9 protein-coding genes and 3 pseudogenes are annotated in these 12,189 nt (G+C 40.1%); 7 read left to right on the top strand and 5 right to left on the bottom strand.

Annotation, left to right across the window (positions count from 1 at the left end):
* Positions 1 to 14: 14 nt before the first annotated feature.
* Positions 15 to 413, bottom strand: a pseudogene (locus tag FIS9605_RS43300) (hypothetical protein); the annotation flags it as partial.
* Positions 414 to 581: 168 nt separating this feature from the next.
* Positions 582 to 1,370, bottom strand: a pseudogene (locus tag FIS9605_RS41985) (effector-associated domain EAD1-containing protein); the annotation flags it as partial.
* Positions 1,371 to 1,637: 267 nt separating this feature from the next.
* Between FIS9605_RS41985 and FIS9605_RS0130470 the strand changes: the two are divergent.
* Complete coding sequence (locus tag FIS9605_RS0130470; RefSeq protein WP_026735942.1) at positions 1,638 to 2,048, top strand: hypothetical protein; 411 nt, start codon at positions 1,638 to 1,640, stop codon at positions 2,046 to 2,048.
* A gap of 255 nt (positions 2,049 to 2,303) precedes the next feature.
* On the opposite strand, the gene FIS9605_RS0130465 is transcribed toward FIS9605_RS0130470, so the two are convergent.
* Positions 2,304 to 2,543, bottom strand: a complete 240-nt coding sequence (locus FIS9605_RS0130465) for a hypothetical protein (protein WP_231510511.1) — start codon at positions 2,541 to 2,543, stop codon at positions 2,304 to 2,306.
* Between the two features lie 591 nt (positions 2,544 to 3,134).
* Here FIS9605_RS0130465 and FIS9605_RS0130460 point away from each other — a divergent pair.
* Positions 3,135 to 6,539: a CHAT domain-containing tetratricopeptide repeat protein gene (locus FIS9605_RS0130460; RefSeq protein ID WP_026735940.1), complete on the top strand. Its 3,405-nt coding sequence runs from the start codon at positions 3,135 to 3,137 to the stop codon at positions 6,537 to 6,539.
* Between the two features lie 565 nt (positions 6,540 to 7,104).
* Here FIS9605_RS0130460 and FIS9605_RS40090 read toward each other — a convergent pair.
* Positions 7,105 to 8,127 (bottom strand): DUF4384 domain-containing protein, encoded by a 1,023-nt coding sequence (locus tag FIS9605_RS40090; protein ID WP_051470196.1) that lies wholly within the window; start codon positions 8,125 to 8,127, stop codon positions 7,105 to 7,107.
* A 363-nt stretch (positions 8,128 to 8,490) separates the two neighbouring features.
* Between FIS9605_RS40090 and FIS9605_RS0130450 the strand changes: the two genes are divergently transcribed.
* The 4 genes from FIS9605_RS0130450 to FIS9605_RS46255 all read left to right on the top strand — a co-directional run bounded on the left by FIS9605_RS0130450 (position 8,491) and on the right by FIS9605_RS46255 (position 9,894).
* A complete protein-coding gene (locus FIS9605_RS0130450; protein WP_072032440.1) occupies positions 8,491 to 8,685 on the top strand; it encodes a site-specific integrase in 195 nt (64 codons plus the stop codon).
* A gap of 102 nt (positions 8,686 to 8,787) precedes the next feature.
* Positions 8,788 to 8,988: a hypothetical protein gene (locus tag FIS9605_RS43295; RefSeq protein ID WP_155960588.1), complete on the top strand. Its 201-nt coding sequence runs from the start codon at positions 8,788 to 8,790 to the stop codon at positions 8,986 to 8,988.
* A gap of 436 nt (positions 8,989 to 9,424) precedes the next feature.
* The gene (locus tag FIS9605_RS0130440; protein WP_026735936.1) at positions 9,425 to 9,751 is read left to right on the top strand and encodes a hypothetical protein; all 327 of its coding nucleotides are present in this window, start codon (positions 9,425 to 9,427) and stop codon (positions 9,749 to 9,751) included.
* A gap of 14 nt (positions 9,752 to 9,765) precedes the next feature.
* On the top strand, positions 9,766 to 9,894 hold the full coding sequence (locus FIS9605_RS46255) for a hypothetical protein (RefSeq protein ID WP_269321083.1): 129 nt from the start codon (positions 9,766 to 9,768) through the stop codon (positions 9,892 to 9,894).
* A 240-nt stretch (positions 9,895 to 10,134) separates the two neighbouring features.
* Here FIS9605_RS46255 and FIS9605_RS0130430 read toward each other — a convergent pair whose 3' ends face one another.
* Positions 10,135 to 10,320 carry a helix-turn-helix domain-containing protein gene (locus FIS9605_RS0130430; RefSeq protein WP_026735935.1) on the bottom strand — a complete coding sequence of 62 codons (186 nt, stop codon included), beginning with the start codon at positions 10,318 to 10,320 and terminating at the stop codon, positions 10,135 to 10,137.
* A 389-nt stretch (positions 10,321 to 10,709) separates the two neighbouring features.
* On the opposite strand from FIS9605_RS0130430, the pseudogene FIS9605_RS41980 reads away from it, so the two are divergent.
* Positions 10,710 to 12,171: pseudogene (locus FIS9605_RS41980) on the top strand (ISLre2 family transposase).
* The last annotated feature ends 18 nt before the right edge of the window (positions 12,172 to 12,189 follow it).

Here is a 12,189-nt window from a genome sequence, read left to right as displayed (position 1 = left end):
GGTTGCTGTTGGCTGCTGCGCTTAGCAAGTTCGATAAAAACCGTGGCAAAGGTAGCGATTTCTCGTCTGATGTCAATTCCCAAGGTTTTAATCTCATCCCCTAATGCATAGGTATTGAGAAAAGTATCAACTTCAGAGAGAAGAATTGAGGGGTTATTATGGTCGAATGCTTTGCAAAAAGCTTGTTTTATCTCTTCTTGGCGAAAAAGTTCAAGGAATGGCTTGGGTTTACCAATGCCGTATTCTACTAGGGTATAGGCATAAACACCACTAAAATCAGCAGGTGGATGTTCAGGGTCAAGGTTAAATTGTTTTAATAATTTGATGACTATCTCATTGCGCTGAGGCTTGTCTTTAATCAAAGGATTGGCAATGCCAGTAATTGCGCTGATTAGAGAGTCAAGATTAAGGATTACTTTAACAGCATCTTGATAGATGCGATCGCCAATTTGAATATTCTGTCCCTCAACAATATCGACTGTAGGAGGTTTGTTTACTTTTTTAAGGAGGACAGGGGTTAACTCTTCCGGTACGCCTTCGAGTTGAATCGCCACACAACCAAACTTAAAAGCCTCCTCAATCGATCGATTTGCCGCCAATGCGTCGTAAAAACCTACAGCAAAGGCGATCGCAGCTTTGTTTCCAATCAGCGGATTGATCCCAATCGCATAATTAATGTATTGGCTAATTGCCTCAGCAGTTTTTGCTGAATAACAGGCATTGAGTAGCACGCAGTTAACATAATCACTGTGCAATTTAAATAGTGTCGCCATTGCCTCCGGTGATACTGGTTTACTATTTCCCCCCTCATCTTCCAACACCAAACTGCCATCCTCCAAGCCATGTCCACAAAAATGGACAACTTGGGGGCGTTCTTCCGCAATCACGCGGCGAATATCTTGAGGACGCACAGCAGTTCTTGTCCTAATTTCAAACAAATCCCGTCTTGTAGCTCTGCGGGTAGCATCCTCAATTTCTCTAATCTCTTTATCCAAATACAGTCCGTGAGGAATTGCTGTCAAAATCAAAATTTCTTGTTGCTGAGTACTTTGTCCCGTTGAAGTGTTAGATGAAGGAGGAGATAGTGTTTCCGAATAAAAATTTGGTAACAATTCTTCAGCAATAGCTCTTAAGCGTGGGTTTCCAGGATTTGACTTATATGCAGCACGAATTAGGTCTTCAAACCATCCCTGAGCTTCTGCCGTCTGTATTAAATTAAAGACAATTGCTTGTAAACTACTACTCCTTGCAATTGTATCTAGATTTTTATCTAATTCAAACAACAACATCTGCTCTAGTGATGATTTATCACAAAAAGCATCAATTAAAGCTTCTCCTAGTTTTTGATACTGCCTACTAGATAATTTCAACTTTAGTACACCTAACCGCAAAAAGAGCTGGAAATCCGGAAAAATAATTTCTGTAGGGTAACGCAGATATGCGGGAACGAATCTCTGGTATCGGGATTGAATTGACTAGCGAGCAATGAGACATATTAATAGGTTGTTTGCATCATATGTATGATTACGGCCAATTACCCATAATATAAATCATGGATGCATTTTTCTGCGATCGCTATGCCCATACTTAATATTTTCAGAAGATACTGTTAATCGTTATAGCTAAAAATTTGTAGTATGGAATCTATACAAAAACAGCAGGCTGAGTTAATCATCCAGCAAGCTTGTAAGGAAAATTTTACTGATAATGAGAAAGCGATTTATGATGATTTCATAGTCGAGGCAGGGGTTAAAAACCCAGCGAAGATGACTGAGGCTTGTGCTGATGCTTTTATTAAATATCTTGACAGTTGCGAAGCATCTAACGAGTTTGTTGCTAACGTAGTTAACCGCCTTGCACAAGTTGCCCCTGCTCATATCATGACTAAGATTCTTCTGAGTGATAATGACGGTGATGGTGTGCCTTTATATCAAGAATTACAACTTGGTACAAAGGCTACTGAATATGATACTCCCTCAGAGATTGCGGCTGCGCGACAAAGGCAATATCAGTTCTTTCCGAGTCGAGATAGCGATATCGAGTTGTAATTATACTCCCTACTAAATATTTATTTTTAAAGAAAAAACCAGCTACTTAGGATAAGTAGTGGTGAGATATATGGTGTGTAGATTTTTAGTCTGAATTTTAGGTTTGAATTTGAAAAATTACGCCAGTGTCGCTATCTTCATTCCAAAACCACCATCCTTCGCACAGTTCGGAAAGAACACGCATCAGTGCTAATTGTTGGTGTGTGATTTCGCCACTGCCATAGGTAAAGTTGCTAGTGCCAGAAATTATATGATTTAAATGTAGTGAAGGATAATATTTATTGCATCTTGGGTGCTAATTTTATATTGTGTAGCAAGTTTATTTATATTGGCTTCACCAGCTGCATGAGCTTTGATAATTGCCTGAATAATATTTGGTGAAATCTTAACCTCACCAGTTGTAACTAATGCTTTGGGTAAAGTTTGAGAAATCAGCAATTCTTTCCTTTTTAATAAGTGTATTTGACGATAACGCTCTTTTCTGGGTATCCACAAACAATTACCTGGAGCAAAGTTACCCTCTGCATCAATACGTGATATGAGGGGTCAGCGTACCCGTGGGGGATTAGTGTACGTTAAGACAATCTTGATCGCCAGCAAGCCCAAGAAATTCGTTCTCAAGGCTTGATTAAACGGTCGATTAAAAGAAGTTTGGACGATGCTACAGATTGAAGGGCGATCTCTATAAGTCTTGCGAGGAAGGGATTGCTCCCCTAGCGTACAGTTTACCCCCCACGGGTACGCTGACCCCATACCCTCTTTAGTAGTTTGACTAGCTTGGATTAATTTTTTCTGTTTGGCTTTTGGATACCATTCGTTAAAGTGCGATCGCATTCTAAAGCTGGGTGCGATTGCGCTTTCTTTCTCCTGAGATCCATCTCGATTAACAGCAATTCACATCTTGCACCAATAAAATTTGATGTAATTTAATTACTCAGCATTAAACTAGAATTATTAATTTGACGATAAAAACCAATAAAAATCAGGTAGCGACTTCGCGCATCTTTTTACGTTATTGGAGAATCGGTAGATTTTGAAGACTATATTATTGCAGTATAGGTGGTAGAGAGGTAAATGGGGCGAGAAATGACAGAATATCTAAGTGCTTGGAGACAGCTTAATCAAAAGACAGTTCAACTTGAGCAACAAGGCATATATAATCAAGCAACAATTGTTGCTGAACAAGCGTTAGACTTAGCAAGACAGCATTTAAGTTCTGAAAGCGACATTATACTAACCAGCTTAACTAACTTAGCTATTCTTTACAGTAATCAGAGGCGATATTCAGATGCTGAATTACTATATCAGGAAGCCTTAGAGATAAGCAAGCGTCTACTAGGAGGAGAAGAGCATCCTAATGTAGCAGATATCTTAAATAGCTTAGCTAAGCTCCATCAATACCGTGGGCAATACTTAGAGGCAGAATCATTACATGCGAAAGCCTTAGACATATATGTACGGTTGGTAGATCAGTGGGATTCTAGAATATGCCGTGATGCAATTATGACCCTAAGTGATTTATCTAATGTTTACTTTGAACAGGGACGGTACGAAGAAGCTAAAAAATTCCGTCAAGATGTTTTAGAGATGGGCAAGCGTTTACTGGGTGAAGATGATTCTGATATTGGTGCATATCTACAAAATTTGGCGATAGTTCATCACGTTCAAGGGGAGTATTCAGAAGCCGAGTCATTGTATTTGGAAGCCTTAGAAATCAGCAATCGTTCGTTTGGAGAGGGACATCCTGAAACAGCATTTACTTTGCTTAACTTGACGGAAATTTATCGCTCGCAGGGGCGTTACTCAGAAGCCGAGCAATTATGTTTGAATGCCCTGGAGGTGAATAGGAATATCTACGGAAACCAATACACAAACGTAGTAACCAAAATTCAGAATAGTTTGGGTCTTATTTATCTAGTACAAGGTCGATATTCAGAGGCTGAGACAATATTTTTGAAGATATTGGATATAAATAGAAGGATACTTGGAGAAGAACATATTGAAGTGGCTGCTAATCTAAATAACCTAGCAGAAATCTATCGTGAACAAGGCCGTTATTCAGAGGCTGAGTCACTGTGTGTAAAAGCCTTAGACATAAATAGAAGGATACTTGGAATAGAACATCCAATGATACCAACTGGTTTAAATAATCTAGGCTTACTTAACTATCTGCAAGAGCGTTATTCAGAAGCTGAGTTACTACTTCAAGAAGCTCTAGAAATATACAAACGTTTACTTGGAGAAGATCATCCTGAAATAACACTTTTTCTGAATAATTTAGGAGAAATTTATTGCACCCTAGGGCGCTTCTCAGAGGCAAAATCGCTATATGATGAAGCATTGAGTATAAACCAGCGGTTACATAGAGAAGAACATCCAATTGTAGCAGTTATCTTAAATAATCTAGCGACACTATTCCATGCAGAAGGTCGCTATCCAGAAGCTGAGCAAATATATACAAAAGCACTACAGAAAACAAAACATGCTTTTGGAGAGAATCATCCTCATGTAGGTTTGAATTTAAGCAACCTAGCTAATTTTCTTGCTGCCACAGATCGTTATGAAGATGCATTTTCCAGATTGTTGGAAGCGCTCCAGATTGAGGATGAGACAATCGATCGTATATTTGCCTTTAGTTCGGAGAGCGATCGCCTTGCATATCTTCAAACGATTAGAGGCAATATGAATGGTTTTTTATCTCTGATTCATAAATATTTTCCCGAATCTCCTCAAGCAATATATTCGGGACTGGAACTTGTGTTAAAGCGTAAAGCCATTACTATGTCCGCTCTAGCGTCTCAAAATCAAGCATTATTCAGCGGACGTTATTCACATTTAATGGGAGATGTTCAAAAGCTTCGTGACTTAAGCGAACAAATAATTGATAAGACCTTCTCCTTTACAGGAATAGACAGTAGTGTTTCTTATCAAGAAGAATTAGCTAATCTTCAAACTAAATACAATATCTTACAAAAAGAGCTGGCAGCTCAAGTACCAGAGATTCAACTTCAGAAGCACCTTATTGACTACCGCAAGATAGCCACAGCATTACCCAAAGACTCAGTTTTGGTGGAGTTTGTCCGTTCTAATGTATACAATTTTCAAGTTGCTCCCACTTATAAAGAAAGTGGGATTGAAGCTGTACGATATTTAGCGTTTGTCTTGCCTGCTCAACAACCAGATGCTGTAAGAATGATTCCTTTGCCTGAAGACGCAGAATTTATCGGTAGGAAAATTCAAGAGCTTCGATCTTCAGCAGCAGATAGTTCTGAAGAATCATTAGGAATGTGGCAGTCTGACTCCACACTTAAATTGAACCAGAGATATTATAACAAAACAGCTGCCATCCAATTAACTCAGGTACTTTTTTATCCACTACGGGAAGCCGTAAGTGGATACAAGCACTTAATAATTGCACCTGATGGAGATTTGAACCTAGTTCCTTTTCAAATACTACCCTTTGATGAAACAGGATGTCGCTTGCTGACAGATGAGTTTTGTATCTCATACTTAGATGTGGGACGAGAGATTCTTCGCTATCAAGTTCAATCTAATCGTCCTGCCTTTTCTCCCTTGGTCATAGCTGATCCTAATTTTGACTTAGGAGAAGAAGTCATAAATGAGCCATCCTCCGAAATTCTAGAACCAGTATCAGAATTACTTAATTCACTGAAGGAAAATCGGCTCTCTCGTGTTCCTAGCACTTATTTCTTAGGTAAAAGCGTTGCTAATAAATTGAAAGGAGTAGAACTATACCTTGGAAATGAGGCTTTAGAAAGTCGGCTTATGAGTGATCGATGTCCTAAAATTATGCTTATTGCTACTCATGGTCTTTTCCTTCCAGATCCTCAATATAAATCATCTTCCTTAGTATCTGGGATATTGAGCGATAAACGTTTCTTTAAGATGAAACTAGAAGATCCAATGTTAAGGACAGGATTAGCGCTAGCAGGTGCTAATTCTTGGCTTTTGGGCGGAACTCCTCCTTCAGGTGCTGGAAAGGGCTTTGTCTTTGCTCAAGAAATAGCAGGTTTGGATCTTTGGGCTAATGAACTCACTGTATTGTCTGCCTGTAATACTGCTAGGGGAGACATTAGGATTGGGGAAGGAGTTTTTGGGCTACGTCGCGCCTTTGCTGTAGCAGGGACTAAAACTCTTGTTATGAGCTTGTGGGAAGTACCAGGTAGAGCAACGGCGCTGCTGATGGATTACTTCTTCGACAATCTGAAGAGTGGTCTAGGGCGTGCTGAAGCATTACGGGAAGCCCAAAATTATGTACGAACAATTACAATTCGAGAGCTACGTCAGTCTCCGCTAGGACTTGAAGTTCTCAAAGAGTTGTTTAATGTTCAGGAATTCAATTCTCAGGTAGCAGTTGCTTGCTCTGAAGATGAGCAGCCACTTCAACATCCGTTTTACTGGGGAGCCTGGATTTGTCAGGGAGACACAACTCCTCTAACGAATGTTGAGTGGTGTGACGAGACTCCCTAACTTGAGATTTTTCTATTAGAGAGGAATAGCAGTGTTCCTGAATAACCGCACTAAGTGCAATACCCGTGAATGAAATCGATAACCAATAACAAGTTTACAAACTGAAGAATCCTGTACGAACGGTTTTTCTATTAGGAAATAGCTAAATGAAGTGAATAATTAGTGATTAAATATTGACGATGGTGTAGGAGTACGAATTAATATTTTTAATCAAAAAATCGAGTTAAGACTGCTGGGTTTATTCTGAAACTGCCATAATATGTAATGACAATGGCTGACAAGATAATCAGGTTTTGGTTAGGTACTTTTGGGAGCGATCGCTCTCAAAATTAACCACAATACACGTGAATGAAATCAATAAACCATAGCAAGTTTACAAACCTAAAAGTACTATGAGGAGAGATTTTTGATTAGAAAAATACCAACATGTAGAGAAAGTAGCGAAGATACCATAGCCATCTGTCAAGTGGTTTGTTGTTTCGTTGAATAACCATTAGCTGAGATGAAGATAGTCTTGGAAAAGCTGTTCATCCATACTATTTCTCTTCTTAGTTTCAGGTGCTACTTACGCTGTTACTGTATATTCGGTATAAAGAACCTTACAGTCTTCGCTTTGGTTCACGTACTTTAGCAATTCAATTAAGTAGCCTTCATTCAATTGCAGGGGTTCATCACTCCCTTGAGGCAACCACTTTATGGAAGGGGCTTCCTTAGACATCACTGCCAAAATTTGCTCTAAACCCGGGGCACCTTCAAGTTGAAAAGATGTTATTGGCGCGTCCTGCTGAGGCAAGCTGTTCTTGCCCGCACTCAAGTACGGTTGCGGTGCTAAAAATGACGGACACAAGCACCACACTTCCCCTGATGTGTTTTTCTCTAAAAGTAGTAAATATCCTGTACTCTCAATATTCAGCTCAAAGCGAATACGACTACCTAGGCTCACCAGTTTTGGGTAAGTACTCTGTGGTGTCCACATTCCCAAAGTTTCCTCTTGTACTAACACAACTCCCATTTTGTCAGTACGGAAACCAAATGCTTTGAGTTCTTGCCAGAGTTCATTAAGAGTCAGTGGTGGGTGTGCAAGATAATGGTCTAACTGTTGTTGAATTTTATCTAATTTCTTTTGTAAATCGTCTATCTTCTGATCTCGAATCACCTCTGCAGGGTTCCGTGTGCGGTTAGCAACATTGATAAAGACTGCTTTAAAGTTGGCAAACTCCTGCCGAATATTAATTTTTTTTAGTTCTCGGATCTGATCTCCCAATATGTTCCAATCAAGAAAGTCTTCCACTGGTTTCGGAAGACTTGATCGCTCATTCTGCTCAAATGCTTGGCGGAAAGCTTGGACGATTTCTTTTTGCCGAAATAGTTGTAGGATTGGTTCTGGTTTGTCAACACCATACTCCACCAATGCGTACTGATATACACCAGTGAAATCGGCAGGTGGATGTTCCGGCTCAAAACCCAATTTTTTTAGCGCTTTGATAATAATCTCACTGCGCTCCAGCTTATTTTTTATTGGAGAAGTTGCTGCACCTGCGCTCACTTTAATGACAGCAGTGATAGGTTCAAAATTACTTTCCGTCATGTTAATAATATTTACTATTAACGTAGAAATTATTTACCAGGTACTTATCTCCACCGCTAAATGAAGATTACAAGGAGAATTTTAACATGGCAGGATTTCTAACTTTAACGGCATCGTGGAAGCCCCCACCCTCAATGTACTCACAGCGATCGCATCTGTTCAACCAAAACCATCAAATAGCTTATTACTACATTTTCTAGATATATTTTTTTCTAGGGTAATTCATATAGCTAAACATCTATTTGACGTAATTCACCAGCCCTAGAACAATTTTGCAAGGTGGCGATCGCAGATGCAAAACCCGGATTTCTCATCACAATTGGAGAAGCCTTATAAAAAAGGATTCTCAGCGAAGTGGAAGTTATGACTATGATTGCGCTGACTCCACCAGGACGCGATCGCTCACTTATTAAGTTCATCTACTACACTGGGGCGCGAGTCGGTGAAGTCGCTCGGTTAACTTGGCGGGATTTCGTCCCAACCGCGACTCACATCTTGCACCAAGAAAAATTGATGGTATTTAGTCACTCAGTATTAATTCCAAAGTCCTTGATTTAGGGATAAAAGCCCATAAAAATAATGTACCTTTATCGCGCATATATTTGCTTTGTACGGTTTTGTACTTAGAGGTGCAAGATATGAGGCGACGGACAAGGACAAGTGACGCTGTTCGGCAAGGGTGACGAAACCAGGACAGTCATTATCCCCAAGGATTTGTATGAGGAGTTGCAATTCCTCAGTAATGACCACAGCCCCAATGCTGCCGTGTTTGTTAGCCGCAAGGGTCAAAAACCATTGGGCGATCGCCACCGTTTTAATAGTTTTTGTGCCGCAAAAACAACTACTTGCCAAATTATTTAAGGATTTAGCCCTTTTAGAAAAATGGGAAAGAAAAAAATCAGGTAGTGCTAAACAGGTAAGGATAGTTTGACTGGCAGAGAGGCATTGTAGTAATGGATGAAATTCCAAATCGCACCAATGTGGTTGGGGTCAGCGTACCCGTGGGGGATTAGTGTACGTTAAGACAATCTTGATCGCCAGCAAGCCCAAGAAATTCGTTCTCAAGGCTTGATTAAACGGTCGATTAAAAGAAGTTTGGACGATGCTACAGATTGAAGGGCGATCTCTATAAGTCTTGCGAGGAAGGGATTGCTCCCCTAGCGTACAGTTTACCCCCCACGGGTACGCTGACCCCAAGCTCTCTGCTGCACAGAGAAGCGGCATGGGAGCAGGGAGCAGGGAGTAGGGGGAAGAGGATTTAGTTCGCGTCTCGGACAACGAGGCAAAGCTGCGAGCTATGAGCGTGACAAACGCCAGTTTACGAACTGTTGCACCTACTATGAGCGATCGCCTATTGCATGGTAGGGATAGCCGCAAGCAACGCCCTCAGTTGAGTACAGTAGCCCGTTTGTGCTCAGATGAACACCAACAGCCCAGCCCGAGAAATCATCCGATAATTGTTGACGGCGATTTGTTTACCTTCGCCCCTTGCGGGTGCTGCTATCCCAAAAGCGATCGCTTTCATACTGACAGTGGATTTTCTGAAGCAGGACAGTTGAAGAGGCAGGGAGCGGGGTGCAGGGGGCAGGGGGCGGGGAGCACTTTGCAGGGAGAGGGTTTGTAGCTGAGTTCACAGATATGGATTCCAACTCCGAATTTTCCCCCTTGCCCCCTTGCCCTCTGCCCCTGCGCCTCTTGTTGGGCAGTAGTGCGTTAGGTGTTTTGCGATCGCAAGGCTTGAAGTCTGTTGTCGAAGCCATTTTTTGAATTCAAAATTCCACGCCCGCACCCATTCAAGCAGGGTAAGAGATTACGCATGACACTCGTAGCGGCATTGCAGGTATGCCTGAGTCATCACAATTTGCTGTATCTGTGCTGGTTATAAAATCACGCCTAGTGTGCCAGCAGTGCGTTTGGTATGAGCGATCGCAACTGTTTGGTCTGATTGACTGTGCTGAGCCAAAAATACTAGTTACAGCTTTGCGATTAGATAAAGATGTACCACGTTCAACGAGCAGCTCGTTTTAAACGAATAAGGTGTTCATACTCTTGCATCGGTAAAGAATTTTTTAACAGACGGCTAATCGTTGATTCAGTGACATTGTATTTTGAGGCCAAAGTTGTGGTGGTTTCGTTTGTTTGACGATAAAGTTGCAGAATATTTTGTTTTTCTTGTTCAGTTAATCTTTTCACACTCCGTATCCCAAAAAATACTTTTCAAACCCCCTATCTATTATCGCTTAAAGGGGATAAGGATGATTGTGGTTTTAGCCAACAGCGTGCCATGAAAGCCCAAGGTGTGGTCATCCCAATACTCGAAATACGCCCCTATCTTGCAGTGCGATCGCCCCTCGGGAGCAACGCGATTTTCTGAAATCGGCTCAAAAACGAGCGATCGCTAACGACTAAACCCTGTAATCTGATAAAATATATACTTTATTAACTAGGATTATTACTTAGAGTATCCGAAAGTGGTCTATCTTGATGGATGTTTACTTATCTTCTGGTGACAAAAAGGTGTAGGATTCCCTTTGAGTAATGATTTTGAGATTTAATGTCAAAATAGGGAATGCCTACACTTCATGAACAAAAATATACATTCAAGTTTAGATTTAAGCAAATCAGTGTCAGATTTTAAAGAAAAAGTTACGAAACTTTTAGAAATAACAAATATTAGTGAATGGTCTGGGCAGACTTTTAAAGAAAGGGAAGAAGAAATTAGAAATACCGCATTAACTGTCTTCTGGAGAATGTGTAGCACTTTTACTAAATAAACTTTCTCACTCTAAAGATGCTCTAGATACAGCAATCACTCAAACAAAAAGTTGGTGGAATCAAAAAACAAGAAAACATGGTAATTATCAACGACAGATATTAACAGTTGGGAATGTGAAAATCACTCTGTCACTACCATATGTAGTTGAAAGTAACAATCAATCAGAACAAAAAGGAAAATCTTCAAAAGTAGGATTTTGTCCCTTAAGATGGTTAGGGATAGAAGAAGGATTAACACCCTGTGTTTGGGCAACAATTGCTAAGTATGGAGCAATTGCTGGTTCATTTGAAGCTGCACGTAAAATCTTAACAGATTGGGGTATAAACATTAGTCTAAAACGAATAGAACGGCTAACATATTACTTTGGTAAAATTGGAATAAATTTACGTCAATCTAAATTATCAAGATTAGAGCAAGCCTGTTTACCTACAGGTAATGTTCTTAAAGACCAGCGCGTTGTAATTGCCGTAGATGGTGGCAGAACAAGAATTAGGATTAATAAAAAAGGTAAACGTAAGCTGAAAACCAATCGGCTAGGCTTCACGGGAGAATGGGTTGAGCCAAAATTGTTAACTATTTATGCAGTGAATGAACATGGTAAAAAAATTAGAACATCATCAATTCCTATTACCAATGACGGCACATATTCGGGTTATGAAGATTTTCTAAATATTTTGGAAATGTATCTAGTTGATTTCGGGATAAATCAAGCTAAACAGGTATTATTTATTGCTGATGGCGCTGAATGGATTTGGAAACATATTCCGCCTTTATTGGAGAAACTAAAATGTCCTCCTGCAACTTATCAACTATTAGATTTTTATCACGCTGCATCACATTTGCAAGATTTCGCCGATGCTGCTTTTAACACAGAGAATGAGCGTCAATCATGGTTTAAAAAAGCTCGTAAAGCTTTAAAAAAAGGTCAAGCTCTAAATTTAATGAGAGATATGGGTGAATTTATTGCAAGAGCTACTGGAGAGCGTTGTAAAATTTTAATTCGAGAGCGAAATTATATTCTCAAAGCTTATCGTAGGCGGCTATTAAACTATCCTTTAGTTGCAGCTCATCAGCTACCACTTGGTAGTGGTGCAGTTGAAAGTTTAATTCGTCAAGCTGTTAACCTACGTATGAAGGGAAACAGTAAGTTTTGGCTTCAAAATAACGCAGAGATAATGTTACATCTGCGATGTAAGTGGATAGCTGGAAGTTGGGACAATTTTTGCGACTCTATTTTCAATTCTTTCCTTAAGCCTAGCAGTGCTTAAACAATTTTATACTTAAAT

The organism is Fischerella sp. PCC 9605, from assembly GCF_000517105.1.
Lineage (GTDB): Bacteria > Cyanobacteriota > Cyanobacteriia > Cyanobacteriales > Nostocaceae > PCC9605.
Note: the sequence above shows the minus strand (reverse complement) of the source record. Positions and strands in the feature narration are given on the sequence as shown.

Coding starts and splice junctions, on each gene's coding strand:
- FIS9605_RS0130470 (WP_026735942.1), top strand. CDS start 1,638: ATGGAATCTATACAAAAACAGCAGGCTGAGTTAATCATCCAGCAAGCT.
- FIS9605_RS0130460 (WP_026735940.1), top strand. CDS start 3,135: ATGACAGAATATCTAAGTGCTTGGAGACAGCTTAATCAAAAGACAGTT.
- FIS9605_RS40090 (WP_051470196.1), bottom strand. CDS start 8,127: ATGACGGAAAGTAATTTTGAACCTATCACTGCTGTCATTAAAGTGAGC.
- FIS9605_RS0130450 (WP_072032440.1), top strand. CDS start 8,491: ATGACTATGATTGCGCTGACTCCACCAGGACGCGATCGCTCACTTATT.
- FIS9605_RS0130440 (WP_026735936.1), top strand. CDS start 9,425: ATGAGCGTGACAAACGCCAGTTTACGAACTGTTGCACCTACTATGAGC.
- FIS9605_RS46255 (WP_269321083.1), top strand. CDS start 9,766: ATGGATTCCAACTCCGAATTTTCCCCCTTGCCCCCTTGCCCTCTGCCC.